The organism is Ruegeria sp. BB1, from assembly GCF_056539465.1.
This window is the reverse complement of the sequence record NZ_JBQFVB010000005.1, coordinates 226,737-240,631: the sequence shown is the minus strand read 5'-3', so window position 1 is coordinate 240,631 and position 13,895 is coordinate 226,737. Positions and strand designations below refer to the sequence as shown.

At 57.4% G+C, this 13,895-nt stretch carries 12 protein-coding genes; 1 reads left to right on the top strand and 11 read right to left on the bottom strand.

Going from position 1 to position 13,895, the window contains the following annotated elements; genetic code table 11:
- A complete protein-coding gene (locus tag ACR0AL_RS13755; protein ID WP_170350484.1) occupies positions 1-807 on the top strand; it encodes a hypothetical protein in 807 nt (268 codons plus the stop codon).
- A gap of 11 nt (positions 808-818) precedes the next feature.
- On the opposite strand, the gene iolB is transcribed toward ACR0AL_RS13755, so the two are convergent.
- From iolB to nhaC, 11 genes are all read right to left on the bottom strand, one after another.
- Positions 819-1,625: a 5-deoxy-glucuronate isomerase gene (gene iolB / locus ACR0AL_RS13750; protein WP_480663416.1), complete on the bottom strand. Its 807-nt coding sequence runs from the start codon at positions 1,623-1,625 to the stop codon at positions 819-821.
- 24 nt (positions 1,626-1,649) lie between these two features.
- Complete coding sequence (locus ACR0AL_RS13745) at positions 1,650-2,831, bottom strand: phytanoyl-CoA dioxygenase family protein (protein ID WP_480663414.1); 1,182 nt, start codon at positions 2,829-2,831, stop codon at positions 1,650-1,652.
- Positions 2,832-2,880: 49 nt separating this feature from the next.
- Entirely contained in the window at positions 2,881-3,780 is a 900-nt protein-coding gene (iolE, locus tag ACR0AL_RS13740) for a myo-inosose-2 dehydratase (protein WP_480663413.1), read from the bottom strand.
- Positions 3,777-5,609, bottom strand: coding sequence for a 3D-(3,5/4)-trihydroxycyclohexane-1,2-dione acylhydrolase (decyclizing) (iolD, locus tag ACR0AL_RS13735; RefSeq protein ID WP_170350491.1), 1,833 nt, complete (start codon positions 5,607-5,609; stop codon positions 3,777-3,779). Before iolD ends, iolE begins: the two co-directional genes overlap by 4 nt.
- A gap of 87 nt (positions 5,610-5,696) precedes the next feature.
- Positions 5,697-6,515 (bottom strand): ATP-binding cassette domain-containing protein, encoded by an 819-nt coding sequence (locus ACR0AL_RS13730; RefSeq protein WP_170350493.1) that lies wholly within the window; start codon positions 6,513-6,515, stop codon positions 5,697-5,699.
- A 1-nt stretch (position 6,516) separates the two neighbouring features.
- Positions 6,517-7,641 (bottom strand): ABC transporter permease, encoded by a 1,125-nt coding sequence (locus tag ACR0AL_RS13725; protein ID WP_480663412.1) that lies wholly within the window; start codon positions 7,639-7,641, stop codon positions 6,517-6,519.
- Positions 7,642-7,721: 80 nt separating this feature from the next.
- Complete coding sequence (locus ACR0AL_RS13720) at positions 7,722-8,663, bottom strand: sugar ABC transporter substrate-binding protein (protein ID WP_170361549.1); 942 nt, start codon at positions 8,661-8,663, stop codon at positions 7,722-7,724.
- A gap of 125 nt (positions 8,664-8,788) precedes the next feature.
- A complete protein-coding gene (iolG, locus tag ACR0AL_RS13715) occupies positions 8,789-9,802 on the bottom strand; it encodes an inositol 2-dehydrogenase (protein WP_170350499.1) in 1,014 nt (337 codons plus the stop codon).
- Between the two features lie 162 nt (positions 9,803-9,964).
- Positions 9,965-11,221, bottom strand: coding sequence for an Hsp70 family protein (locus ACR0AL_RS13710; RefSeq protein ID WP_170350501.1), 1,257 nt, complete (start codon positions 11,219-11,221; stop codon positions 9,965-9,967).
- Between the two features lie 108 nt (positions 11,222-11,329).
- Positions 11,330-12,346, bottom strand: coding sequence for a GlxA family transcriptional regulator (locus ACR0AL_RS13705; RefSeq protein WP_170350503.1), 1,017 nt, complete (start codon positions 12,344-12,346; stop codon positions 11,330-11,332).
- A 70-nt stretch (positions 12,347-12,416) separates the two neighbouring features.
- Positions 12,417-13,889, bottom strand: coding sequence for a Na+/H+ antiporter NhaC (gene nhaC, locus ACR0AL_RS13700; RefSeq protein ID WP_170350505.1), 1,473 nt, complete (start codon positions 13,887-13,889; stop codon positions 12,417-12,419).
- Positions 13,890-13,895 lie beyond the last annotated feature (6 nt).

Below are 13,895 nucleotides of genomic sequence, written 5' to 3'. Positions count from 1 at the left end.
ATGCAACAAAACGCCGAACGCTTCCTCAATAAGCTCTTGCGGGGCATTTCAACTGACCACATAGAAACTGTTAGGGATGCATGGCGGGCATTACTTTCTGATAAGGAAGAGGCCGTCCCGGTCATAAAGAAAAAACTCAACTCCAATGCCTGGAAAAACAATCCTCCGGGTCCTTTACCAAAGTACTTTGGTATCCTGTTGGCGCTGCTAAGCGAGATGGACGGCGACGCGTTCCGGCAGGAAGTCATGCGGCTGGGACCGATCAAACTGCATCCAGTTCATCGCAGAACGCTGAACCTTTTGGCAAAACGGCTGGAAGATGCACCTTCAGCCTATTTGGCCGAAACCGTTCCGGTATTCATTGCCGATGACGTCGCAAATTCGCGTCGCGTCATTCGTAACCTTCAGCGTTGGAGCAAAACCAAAGGATTGTCGTTAAAGGACGTGACCCGTATCGACGTTATCGCCGAGCGGCCTGAGCTTGACTATCTGGGCAGGTACAACCTGTTCTTCTCCGGCATTGTGCTGACCCAACCAACGATCCAACTCAAAGGTCTGATTAGTTGGATTGAAACACTCAACAATGAAGTCACCTTTTACCACGAGGTCGGCCATCACGTTCTTGGGCACAGTGAGGGTGGACAGGTGGCCGAGCAAGAAGAGGAAGCCAACGCCTATGCCCGGTCCATGATCCGCGCGTCGAGACCGGTTTTCTTTTTCGTTGTGGACGTGTTCAAAAAGCCACTGAAGCTGGCCCTCAAACCCTTATTTCCGCAAAGCAAACGTAACTCAAAGCGCGCCGCGTAGACCGATCGGACCTACCCGTCGCGCTCCATGATCCATTCAACCTCGGGAGCGGGTACAAACCGCCACTTGCGTAAAGGTCCGGCCATGACGTTCAGATAGTACATCTCAAACCCATAAGGTGCGCCGCACGGGTGATGGCCGCGCGGGACGGTCACGACCTCGCCGTCTGAGACTGCCATCGTCTCATCCAATTGACCGTCATCGGTATAGACCCGCTGAACGCCAAAGCCGTTGGCCGGGTTCAGGCGGTGGTAGTAGGTCTCTTCCAAATAGGTGATCCGCGGGTAATCATCTTCGTCATGTCGGTGGCTGGGATAAGATGACCAGTGCCCGTTCGGCGTAAACACCTCGGTCACCAGCAGACTGTCGGCATAATCCTCGGCTTCCATCGCGATGTTGTTGATATAGCGCGTGTTCACCCCTTTGCCGCGTTCGGTCAGAGTGATGCCGTCGGGCCCGATCCGCCGCGCCGCGTGCCCACCTTTTCCCGGAGCGGTGCAGACGGCGATGACGCAATCGGTTTCGGCGATGGCCTCCCACTCGGTTCCATTTGGCAAATACAGGCAGTGCGGCGGGGTCTTCTCAAAGACATTCATCCGGTCGCCCAGAATGCCCCAATCCTGGCCGGCGCCAGTGATCTGCGCCTTGCCCTCGACCATGACCAAAATGACCTCGCGCTCACCAGTGGCTTCCGCCGCCTTATCCCCTGCGCGCAGATGATAGAGGCCGAACCCGACATACTGCCAACTCGCACTGGCCGGGGTGATGTCATGGACCTTGCCATGGGTACCGAAGGGTTTCTTAAGCAGGTCTGCCATTTTAGCCTCCTTGATGTTCTTGCTTCAGGCAGCTTGCCTTGTGTGCAGGGCGGATAGCGCCTCGGCCAGAATTGTTTCGGTCCAGCCCTCGGCCACGGCCCTTCGAAGGATATCGGCCTGACTTTCCGGCGCGTTGCCTCCGATCGGAGGGTCCGTGTCCAGATTTGTCGGAAACGGGTAGCCTTCCGCTGTGGCGGCGATGGCGGCGTCCAGTTCTGCTCTTGCCAGCTCGCCGCGCTGTTTCAGGGCAACGAGAGACGGGAAAACCTCCAGCGCCATGGCGCGGCGATCCACCGCCTCCATCGCACGCCCGAACGCGGATGAGATTTGCAGCAAGTTGGCCATCCTGTGAATGTCGGCGCTGCTGTTTTCACCCGCCGCATGAAACAGCGCCGGGTTGAAAAACACTGCATCACCTTTTGCCAGTGGCAGTTGAACATAATTGTCTTCGAAATGATCCTGATGGGCGGTATCGTGAAACGCCAGATATCCTGACGGGTAAAGCTGTGAGAACGGCAACAGCTTTGTCGGCCCACTTTCCACTGGCATGTCGCAATGGGCAATCGCCCCCTGCAACGTAAGAGACGCGGTCACAAGATGGGCATGCGCCGGATATTGGGCGGCACTGTCCGCGCTTTGGAACCCTAGGTGGTAATCCCGATGCGCCTGTTGTGCCTTACCGCCGGGACGCACCTGATTGACCTGCGCGGTGAGCTGATAGTTCGGGCCTAACCATGCCTCGCACGCTGCCGCAATCGCGGTATTCCCGAAATACAGCGCAAAGCCTTCGGGGTCGCGAAGGCACTGTTTTTGCAGTGCGTTCCAGATCCGATCATTCGCGCCCGAGACCGCAAAGTGATCGCCCTCGCCCGCCCCGCTTTGGCGTTCCTCGTCAATAAGCTCTCGGAAGATTTCGGTGGCGCGGTCGATGATAGAAGTATCCGCATACGCCCCCTTGAGGGCGATCACGCCAGCGGACTTGTCCAGCACCCAAGCCCATTCCGCCAGCACTGCCCGGCGTGTATCGGGCCGTTCCAATGCCGGGCGCAACGCCTGCATGTCATAGACAGGAATGTTCTTTTCAACCGACGCGGCAAGGGGCACCGCGTCGGCCAAAAGACTTTGCGAGGTCAACACCTTAAATTCATCCAGATCGCAGGATTCCCGGTCGAAATAGCCGACATATCCGAGGTCTTGATTTACCATGACTTTTTCCTTTCTCATGGCTTTTGGTGTTGCTCTCTTGGGCGGCGTGTTACGCCTTGATCTTCAACCCTGCCGTTCCGCACACGTCCACAATGTGGTCGTAACCCATCTTGGAGTATTCATAGGGTGGCGCCTTGGCTGGGTCCTGTTCCGCCTCGACCACGATCCAGCCGTCGTAGTCCATCGCCTTCAGCGCGTTTGCAATCGCCTGGAAATCAATGCAGCCGTCGCTGGGCACGGTAAAAGCCCCGGCGATAACGGCATCCAGAAAACTGCGGTTTTTTTCGCGCGTATCCTGTACCACGGCGGGCCGGATATCCTTGAAATGCACATGATGCACCCGGTCGCCCCAGCGGTTCAGGGTGGCCAGCACATCGCCGCCGCCAAACAGCAGGTGGCCGGTGTCAAAGCACAGCTTCACCTCGGGGCCCGACCCCTCCATCAGCCAGTTCACCTCATCTTCGGTTTCGATGATCGTGCCCATGTGATGGTGATAGGCCATCGTCATGCCCTGATCGCCCATCCACTTGGCCAGATCGGTGATCTTAGCCGCATAGGCCATAACCTCATCTTTCGACAGTTTGGGGCGGTGGTTGACCGGCGTTCCAATCTGCCCCTGCACGGTGTTCGAACACTCGGCGTAAACGATGCAGGGACTGTTTAGGGCTACGAATTGCTCGACCTGCGCGCGCACAGCGTCGCGTTCAGTTGCAAAGTCATTGACCAGCGACGCGCCCGAGCACCAGCCACCGCACAGCGCAATGTCGTTGCCGTCGAGATAGGCGCGCAAACCTTCGGTATCGCTGGGCATTCGCTGGCCCCGTTCGACGCCTGTATAGCCGATCTCACGCGCCTCTTTCAGCGCCTGCTCCATGGTGAAGGCCGCAGTAATGTCCGGCAGGTCATCATTCTGCCAGGCGATCGGAGAGATTCCGATTTTTACGCTCATTTCGTGTTTCTTTCCTTGATAGCAACCTCGTAGGCCGCCCGTTTTTCATTCACTTCGGGGCGGATGCTGACCTCGGGAACGGCCACTTCCCACCATGTTCCGCCATGTTCGGTCGAGGGGTACGGATCAGTGTCGATAACCACCACATTCGGCCCCTTGATCTCGCCGCGTTTAGCCAGCGCCTCCTCAAGCTCGGCAATCGAGCTGACCTTAACCGAAGTCGCCCCCATCGCCGCCGCATGGGCAGCAAAGTCGATGGCAGATGGCGTTTCGTGCACCGCATGATCCAGCAGGTTGTTAAACTCAGCCCCGCCCGTGCCCATCTGCAGCCGGTTGATACAGCCAAACCCGCGATTGTCGGTGATGACGACCGTAAACGAAATTCCCATCATCGCTGCCGTCGCCATTTCCGAATTCGCCATCATATAGGTGCCGTCGCCGGTAAAGCAGATCACATCACGTTCCGGTTGAGCCATCTTGATCCCCATGGCACCAGCGATTTCATAGCCCATACAGCTGAACCCGTATTCCATGTGATACGAACCCGGGCGCGGCGCTTTCCACAGCTTGTGCAACTCACCCGGCATGGTGCCCGCCGCACACATCACAACGGTGTCGTTGTGCGAGGCGCGTTGAACCGCACCCACCACCTGCATGTCGGTCGGCAGAGCGTTGCCGTCCCCCGGCGCATCGGTCAGCTTATCGACCTTGCCAAACCATTCAGCCTTCAGCGTGTCGGCCACCGGATCGACACGGTATCCTTGCAAGGCCGTGCCCAGCTCTTGCAGCCCGACTTGCGCGTCGGATTGCAGTGGCATGGCGCCGTGTTTTTCGGCGTCATAGGCAGCTGTGTTCAGGCAAATCGTCTCACGTTCGGGATTCGAGAACAGGCCCCATGAACCTGTGGTGAAATCCTGCAACCGCGTGCCGACTGCCAGAACCAGATCGGCGGCGGCACAAACGTCATTGGCGGGCTCACCGCCAGTGACGCCAACCGGCCCTAGATTCAAAGGGTGATCCCAGGCCAGTGCCGATTTACCAGCCTGCGTCTCGGCAACGGGGACGTTGTGCGTCTCAGCAAAGCTTTGCAGTGCATCGGTCGCGCCCGAGTAATGCACCCCACCCCCGGCAACGATAACCGGACGCTTCGCCGCTTTGATGGCCGCGACGGCACGGGCCAGTTCGCCTTCATCCGGGCGGATACGGCGCTGGTACCAGACCCGCGGCTCAAAAAAGCTTTCGGGATAGTCATAAGCTTCGGCCTGCACGTCCTGACAAAAGGCCAATGTTGCCGGTCCGCAATCGGCCGGGTCCGTCATGGTGCGGAAGGCACGCGGCAGTGCGGTCAGCAGATGTTCGGGGCGCGAGATACGGTCATAATAGCGGCTGACCGGGCGGAAACAGTCATTGGCGCTGACGGTGCCGTCGCCAAAGCTTTCGATCTGTTGCAATACCGGATCGGGTCCACGCGTGGCGAATACATCACCGGGGACGATCAGAACCGGCAGGCGGTTCACATGCGCCAGCGCGGCCGCTGTCACCATATTGGTCGCGCCCGGCCCGATCGACGAGGTCACTGCCATCGCCCGGGTACGCCGCATCTGCTTGGCATAGGCAATCGCGCAATGCGCCATGGTCTGCTCGTTATGGCCGCGATAGGTGGGAAGGGTGTCTTTGACAGCGTGCAGCGCCTCACCCAGACCTGCCACATTGCCGTGGCCGAAAATGGCCCAGACACCAGCGATGAACGGCTCTCCGGCCTCGTTCATCTGCGCACCCAGATAGCGCACCAAAGCTTGCGCTGCGGTCAGTCGGACTGTTTTGCCCATTGTGATCCCTTTCAACACAAGGCCGATTTGGCCAAGCCTGCAATTTTGTTTGATGTCGGGCCGTGGGCCCAAAATGGGGGAACGGGGTTAAACCGTTCCGCCCAAGGACCCTTCCAGTTCGGCCAGTTCCTGACCGCCTGCCATCAGGTCCTGCAACTCTTCTGGCGTGATTTCCCCGCGCCGTGCAGTGCCCAGCGTCTTGCCCCGATTCAACACGGTAAAGCGGTCGCCCACAGCCAGCGCGTGGCGCACGTTGTGGCTGATGAAAACAACGCCTACGCCTTGACTGCGCACCTTGTCGATGGTCGCCAACACGTTCGAGGTCTGGCGTACACCAAGGGCCGAGGTCGGTTCGTCCAGGATCAGAATCTTGGCGCCGAAATGAACCGCCCGAGCAATGGCCACCGTCTGACGTTCACCGCCCGACAAGGTACCCACGGCCTGATCGGGACCACGCAAGTTGATGCCCATTTTTCGCATCTCTTCCATAGTGATTTCATCGGCCAGTTTCTTGTCGAAGAAATTGATCCCCGCGACTTTGCGCGTTGGTTCATTCCCCATAAAGAAGTTCCGGCTGACGCTCATTAGTGGGATCATCGCCAGATGCTGGTGTACGGTGGCAATTCCCGCTGCAATCGCATCACGCGGATCTTCGAAATGCATCGGCTTATCTTCAAAGAAGATCTCGCCGGCGGTGGGCTTGTGTACGCCCGACATGGTCTTGATGAAGGTCGACTTGCCCGCGCCATTGTCGCCCAGCAAACAGTGGCATTCGCCGGAACACAGATCAAAGCTGACACCGGCCAGCGCAATCACCGAACCGAAATGCTTTTGAATGTCGACCATCCGAATAATCGGTTTCTTGGCCTGCGCGTCGCCGTGGTGGAACTTGGTGTCTTCGGTCATCTCAGCGTTCTCCTGTGATGATGCGACGGATGTAAGTGTTCAGGATCACAGCACCCAGAAGGATGACACCCAGGAACACCCGGAATAAAGAGCTTTCGACACCGGCAAAGAACAGACCCTGCTGCACGACGCCAAAGATCAACGCGCCCAACGCCGCCCCAAGGACCGAGCCATAGCCACCGGTTAGCAATGCGCCGCCAATGACCACGGCGATGATCGCCTCGAACTCTTTCAGCAATCCGCGATCCGCACCGGCCGAACCGAACTCCATCACCTGACAGGTGGCGAAAACCGTGGCGCAAAAGGCAGTGAACATGAACATCAGCACCTTGACCCGATTCACCGGCACGCCTGAGTTCCGGGCCGCTTCGGCGTCACCACCGGCAGCAAATATCCAGTTCCCGAACTTGGTTTTGGTCAACAGCACATGGCCAAAGATGATCAGCCCGATTGCCCAGATCAGCAGCATGGGAATCCCATCGACGACGGGTTGCCCTTCACGTGTGCCACGTGAGAACGTTTCGATCAGGCCATTGTTGCCCAGCCAGACAAAGAAGCCTTGAAACACCTTGCCGCCAAACACCCACGCCAACCAATCGCCCTCGGCCACGTCCTTGATGCCGCCAATGATGGTTTTGCGTTCGATAGTCTGCGGCAGGTAGATCGTGAAACCGCGCAAGATGAACAGAAATGCCAGGGTGACGATAAAACTAGGCAGCCCCGTTCGTATGACGATGTAGCCGTTCAGCGCGCCGATTGAGACACACAGGGCAAATGTCACCAGGATCGCCATCCAGACCGGCCAGCTAAGCGTGACCGAAAAGATTGCGATCATCATGCCCGCGAAACCAATCATCGACCCGACGGACAGGTCAAATTCACCCGCGATCATCAGCAGGCAGGCCCCTACCGCGATGATCATGAATTGCGCCGAGACAATGGACCAGTTCATGATGCCCTGGCTATTGAACATGCCGCTGTCAAAAGCAAAAAGCAGGAAAAAGGTGAAAACAGCAACTGTCCCGACCATGCCGCCCAATTCGGGGCGGATCAGGGCGCGACGCAGTGGCGAGATCTCTTTGATCCGTTCGTCACCGCCTTCCGTGGATTGAACTGTCTCAGACATTGTGGTCCTCCCTCGCGCGGGTTTCCGAGTGTTGGAGTGGGCGGCGGGCGCACTCCTCTTGCGCCCACCGCATTGTTAAATCAGCGGTATTCGCCCGCGAACTCTTCGATTTTTGTCAGGCCGTCCGCTGTTACAAAACCGGGACCCGAGTTGATGTTGTTGCCCGGCAGAACGCCATAGCGGTGGTAATTGGCCAGAACCACAACCGGCAGATAGGCCTGCAGGAACGGCTGCTGGTCGATACCCCACTGGATGGTGCCGTCCTTGATGCCTTTAACGATTTCACCGCCCAGATCGAACGTGCCGAAATAAATGTCACCGGCCATGCCATTTTCCTGCAGCGCCAGAATGGTCGGGTCCGCCGATGTCGGACCAAGCGTCAGAACAGCGTCGGTTTCAGGGTTTGCGGAAAGATAGGCCAGAACCCGGTTCTTGATTTCAGCGGGGTCCTGACCGGCGTCGATCATCTGCTCGCCCAGTTCCACACCCAGACCATCGGCAAAACCTTGGCACCGCTCTTGGCTTGAGGGTTGAACGATATAGTGGTTCACACACAAGAAGGACCCGATCCCGTCCGCCTTGGCCCGCTGACCGGCAGCCAGACCCGCATCATATTCAGGCTGCCCCACATACATCAAAGCGCCAACTTCACGCGCCTTTTCGGGCGTGCCGGTGTTCATGATGATCACGTCGATGCCGGAATCCACCGCTGCCTTGATTGGACCTTCCAGAATGTCCGGGTCGGCCAGCGTGGTAATGATGCCATTGGGGCCAGACGCCGCTGCCTGGTCGATGATCCGTGCCATGTCAGCCAGGTCACCTGTGGGCGGGTTGCGGTATTCAACCTCGACACCCATCTGTTCGCCCGCCAGGGCAATGCCATTTTTGATTGTGTTCCACCAGCTGTCGCTGTCAGGGGCGTGGCTGACCAGAATGTATTTCTCACCCTCAGCCGCAACGCCAGTAGCGGTGACCAGCGCCAGCGCGCTGGCAGCCAGTGCGCTTTTTACGAACTTTTTCATTTGGTTTCCTCCCATAAAAACAGTTTGTCTTTATTGCCGGGGCAGCAGCCCCAGTTATTCGGACCGGCCGAATCTCCTCCGCTCCGGGAATCTGGCGGAGCTTTCCCCAGTTTCCGGATATCCGCTCATTTTGCAACCGGTTTCAAAACATCGGCCATTGCAACAGGCTGCCCTGATTGGGCCGAACGGTTCGCAGCTTCGGCCATGGCCAGGGCAGCAACCCCGTCTTCCAGCGTCACTGGCATTGACGAACCGGACTGCACCGCCTGCACAAACGCATCCCATTCTGCGCGGTAGGCAGGCATATAGCGTTCCAAGAAAAAATAGGTCGGTTTCGCCCCAGTGATGCCGTCGGCTGTTGACTTGACCACCGCGTTTTCCAGAATGTTATGGGCTTGCAACAGCCCGCCCGACCCAAGCATTTCGATCCGCTGGTCATAACCGTAGACAGCACGCCGCGAATTCTTGATCACCGCAATCTGACCGCTTGCATAAGTCATTGTTACAACAGCTGTATCCACGTCGCCCGCCCGTCCGATTTCGGGATCGACAATCGAGGTGCCGAAGGCCGAAATCTGCACCGGCAACTGCCCCATCAGATAGTTCGCCATGTCGAAATCATGGATCATCATGTCCCGGAACAGACCACCCGAGACCTTGATATAGCTGACGGGTGGAGGGGCCGGATCGAAAGACGTAATCGACAACAACTCGGGCGCGCCAATTTCACCCTGATCAGCTGCGGATTTCAGAGCCGAAAAGCTGGGATCGAACCGGCGATTGAACCCAACCATCACCGGTTGGCCGGTTTCCGCCGCAATGGCTTGGCAGGCAAGTGCCCGTTCAAGGCTGAGATCGACGGGTTTTTCACACAGAACCGCCTTGCCCGCCCGTGTAGCGGCCTCAATCAAGTCAGAATGGGTGTCAGTCGGCGTCGCGATCAGGACGGCATCAATCGACGGGTCTGCGATGATCTCCATCGAGTCGCGCGCGGTTGCCCCCTGTTCAGTGGCAAGGCTTTCAGCCGCATCGGAAATCGCGTCAGAGACAGCGCACAGCTGGCTTTGCGAATGCGCAGCGATGGCCTGTGCATGTACGCGGCCAATGCGTCCGGCACCAAGCAATCCGATTCTGAGCATGCAGGCCTCCCGATTCTTTAATTCGAGGATACCATGATTTTCTTTGCAACCGGTTGCAAGATATTTTTCAACTTACTCGATACAATCAGGCTTAAAGGGCTCCGCCCCACGTGAGCGGGCCCCAGTAAACCGCCGTCCATTTCAAGTGGTGCGATCTTTGCCCTACCCAAGCTCTTGCGCTGCCACCAGGGCCAGCCCCTCGGCCACGGCGGTAAAGACAGAGGCAAAGGAATGCTCGGCCGAAGGGAAAACGCCACGCATCGTTTCGGGCACGATGCCCATCAGGCTAGAACCCCCGACATAGACGACGCGGTCGATCTGCTGTGCGGTCAAATCAGCCTGGCGCAGAACTTCGCGTGCCCCCGTGTCCAACTGCGCGGCATGCGCGGCAAGGCTTTCGGCCACCAACACATCACTGAGTTGCGCGGTCAACCCCGTCTCGAGCATGTTCAGCGTGATGGCCGGGTCAATCGCCCCTGAGTTCACGGCTATTTTTCCGCGCTCCACCGCAAAGGCCAGTTCGTGACCCAATTCGTGTTCAAGCACTGTTGCAAGCCGCGCTAACCGCTTGGGAGACTCGGCCAGCTTCAGCATATCTCCCACCATGCGGCGGTTCTGGGCCGTGTACAGAAAAGGGATCATTTCCCAGGTCGCAAGGTCATTGAAGATCGCGTTGGGCGTCTGCGACACGCCTTTGCCAAAAACATCTCGAACCATCGACCCTTTACCCAACAGGGGCATGACCTGATTGATGCTTATTGTACGATCAAAATCCGTACCGCCAATTCGTACCCCGTGGTTGGCCAGAATCTCGACCTCTGCGGATCTAGTGCGGAAAACCGAAAAATCTGACGTTCCGCCACCGATATCCACAACCAATCCAACCGTGTCATCTGGCCCGGCCGCACCGTTCGCAATGGCAGCCGCGGCGGGCTCAGGGCAGAACCGGATGTCGGTAAATCCGGCGGCCTCATAACACGCGTGCAAATCAGCCTCAGCCTGCGCCTCGCGCGGATCGCCCGAGCCATGAAATACCACGGGCCGTCCCGAGACCACGCGGGTGCAAGACACGCCACGCTCGGCCTCGGCCCGCTCTCGAAGCCTGCGCAAGAAAGATCCGATAATCTCGACGAAAGTCACCCTCTGGTTCAGGATCTGGCGCTTTTCATGCATCAACGTGGTGCCCAGCACGCGTTTGAGGGCGCGCATAAATCGCCCCTCCAACCCTTCAAGCAATGCCTGATTAGCAGGCTCGCCGATAAGGGTTTCGCGGGTTTCGAAATCAAAGAAAAAGGTTGTGGGAAGGGTCGTGGCGGCGGCGTCGAACCGCACTAAACGGGGTGCACCCGCGTCCACATATGCCACCGCCGAGTTCGACGTGCCAAAATCAATGCCAATCCACGGGCTGCTGGGGGCCATGGCGCATGTCTCCGAGATGTCTGAGCAAAGACGACAGGGCCTAGAGCGTTCGCAGCCCAGGGTCAAGGGACAAACTTGACCGGCTGGATCGACTGAAACTGGCGGATATCATTCGCGCTTTTCCGACCATCCTCGTCTGAAGGACGTTGGCGCCTCGCCATAACGCTTTTTGAAACGCACCGTAAGCTGGGTCGCACTGCCAAACCCCGTAGCCGCAGCGATTTCGGTAACGGGCAATTCGGTTTCGCTGAGCAGTGCATAAGCGCGCGCAACGCGCAATTCGATGTAAAACTGCACAGGTGAAACTTCGACATATTTCTGGAACAGGCGCTCCAACTGGCGGCGTGATATCTGAACAGCCTCTGCTATTTCCGAGATATCCAACGGATCCTCCAAGTTCTCATGCATGATCTGCATGGCGTTGATCAGGTACTGGTTGCGGCTACCCAAAGCCACCGAAAAGGCTGATTTCTGGAGGGTTTTGCGGTTGTTCGACCGAAAATGAATGCACATGTCGGAAACGATGACGGCCAGATCCTTTCCGAAATCAGACTCGATCATATCCAGCATCATATCGGTCGCCGCATTGCCGCCGCCGCATGTCATAAGCTCATTATCGATTTCATACAGGTTTGCAGAAGGTTCCATCCCTTCAAAATGCTCGATAAAGGCGGGGTGGTTTTCCCAGTGTAAGGTGAACCGCTTTCCGGTTAGCGCTCCGGCTTTGGCAAGTGCAAATGCACCGGTGCAAATACCACCAAGCTTGCAGCCAAAGGCCTTCTGGCGACTGATCCACGACAGTACCCTGGGATTGGTGCTTTCTGCCGGTTCTATGCCAGAGCAGACGAACATCCTTGATAGGCGCGGTAGGTTTTGCAGTGCAGTGTCCGGGGTGATTTCAATTCCGTTTGAGCATTGAACCGGGTTTCCATCTTCGGTGATCAGATACCATTTGTAGAGCTCTCTGTTCGTGACCTGATTGGCGATCCTCAACGGCTCGACAGCTGCGCTAAAGGCCAGCATGGTTAGTTTCGGCAGAAGCAGGAAATAGATCTCTTTGGCTGGCCCGTCATGGTCTATGCGAAAACTGGCCGCCCCTTTTGGAATGAAGTTCTTGGGGCTCATTCTTTTTCCTCCCAATACCAACCGAGATGGGTGAAACGCACCAACACCCGAAGGTGTTGGTGCAGGTCGATCAGGCGTGCCACTCAGCAACAGGCTCGCCGCTGGCTTCCCAAGCGTGGATTTCCTCGTCACTGGCTTTGGGCGAGAAAAGCCCAGTCATAGCATAAAAGATACCGATGACAGGTGACAGCCAGCAAGCAAACGCAAGGGGAATGTATAGCAGGTTTTCAAAATTCCCGTCTGCGATCCCAAGACCAAGTGCGGTGATCACAAAGGCGCCTCCGGCGTTCCAGGGGATCAGGGGCGAGACCAAGGTACCGCCTTCTTCGACAGCGCGTGACAGGTTCAACGGTGAATACCCCATGGCCCGATAGACAGGCGCATACATGCGGCCCGGCAGGGCGATGGAAAGATACGGGTCGCCCGCAACGGTGTTTGTCGCCACCGAAGTCAAAATGGCCGAGGTCTGAATGCCCGCGAAGGTCTTCACCTTCGAGATGACCACATTGATGATCGCCTGAAGGCAGCCAACGCGCTCCAACGCGCCGCCAAACCCCAAGGCAAGCAGCACCAGCGAGATGGTCCACATCATCGACTGAATACCGCCACGGTTCAGCAGCGGGTCGATTTCGGGAACGCCGGTATCAATGGAATATCCGCTGTTGGCGAAGGTAAACGTTTCGTGCAGACCCGCACCCTGGCAAAAGATGGCCATGATGCCACCAACGACGGCCCCTGCAAACAGCGACGGGATCGGAGGCTGTTTCATAACCGCCAGAACGATGACCAGAACCGCCGGGAACAACATGATCGGGGAAATCCAGAATGCCTCATCCAGTGCGGTTGTGATGGCATGGATGCGGTCAAACGACACTTGCGATGTGTCGATCAACGTAAAACCGACAACAAAGTAGATCACCAGCGCAATCAACATGGACGGAACCGTGGTGGGTAACATGTTCCGGATATGATCGAACAGATTGGTGCCTGTCACGGCGGGTGCCAGGTTCGTAGTGTCCGACAAAGGTGAGATCTTGTCGCCGAAGAAAGCACCTGAGACGACCGCACCAGCCGTCCAATACATCGGAATACCAAATCCGGCGCCGATGCCCATCAGGGCCAGCCCGACAGTGCCCGTCGTTCCCCAGGAGGTGCCCAGCGAGACAGAGACGATGGAACACAACACCATGCCCGCGGCCAGAAACAGCTCGGGCGACAGTATCTTCAGACCATAATAGATCAGTGTCGGAACCGTGCCGCTTGCGATCCACACACCAATGATCATGCCAACCGTGATCAGAATCGAAACAGACGGTAGTGAAATATTGATGACGTGGAATACGCCCTCTTCGATGCTGGGCCATTTGTGGCCAAGCATAAGGCCGACAACCCCAGTAATCGCTATCCCAAACGCCAGCGGAATATGTGGGGTAAAGTCGCCAAAATAGAAAAGCTGCAGGCCAAGCACGAAAAGGGTCAGCACAATTGGTACAAGCGCCAGCCCCAGACTTGGCTGTCTTATGTGTTCTTCATTCGCAGACATTTGGGT

Bases quoted from the DNA above. Each gene is read 5' to 3' on its own strand.
- ACR0AL_RS13755 (WP_170350484.1), top strand. From the start codon at position 1: ATGCAACAAAACGCCGAACGCTTCCTCAATAAGCTCTTGCGGGGCATT.
- ACR0AL_RS13745 (WP_480663414.1), bottom strand. From the start codon at position 2,831: ATGGTAAATCAAGACCTCGGATATGTCGGCTATTTCGACCGGGAATCC.
- nhaC (WP_170350505.1), bottom strand. From the start codon at position 13,889: ATGTCTGCGAATGAAGAACACATAAGACAGCCAAGTCTGGGGCTGGCG.
- iolD (WP_170350491.1), bottom strand. From the start codon at position 5,609: ATGGGCAAAACAGTCCGACTGACCGCAGCGCAAGCTTTGGTGCGCTAT.
- ACR0AL_RS13720 (WP_170361549.1), bottom strand. From the start codon at position 8,663: ATGAAAAAGTTCGTAAAAAGCGCACTGGCTGCCAGCGCGCTGGCGCTG.
- iolE (WP_480663413.1), bottom strand. From the start codon at position 3,780: ATGAGCGTAAAAATCGGAATCTCTCCGATCGCCTGGCAGAATGATGAC.
- iolG (WP_170350499.1), bottom strand. From the start codon at position 9,802: ATGCTCAGAATCGGATTGCTTGGTGCCGGACGCATTGGCCGCGTACAT.
- ACR0AL_RS13725 (WP_480663412.1), bottom strand. From the start codon at position 7,641: ATGTCTGAGACAGTTCAATCCACGGAAGGCGGTGACGAACGGATCAAA.
- iolB (WP_480663416.1), bottom strand. From the start codon at position 1,625: ATGGCAGACCTGCTTAAGAAACCCTTCGGTACCCATGGCAAGGTCCAT.
- ACR0AL_RS13730 (WP_170350493.1), bottom strand. From the start codon at position 6,515: ATGACCGAAGACACCAAGTTCCACCACGGCGACGCGCAGGCCAAGAAA.
- ACR0AL_RS13710 (WP_170350501.1), bottom strand. From the start codon at position 11,221: ATGGCCCCCAGCAGCCCGTGGATTGGCATTGATTTTGGCACGTCGAAC.
- ACR0AL_RS13705 (WP_170350503.1), bottom strand. From the start codon at position 12,346: ATGAGCCCCAAGAACTTCATTCCAAAAGGGGCGGCCAGTTTTCGCATA.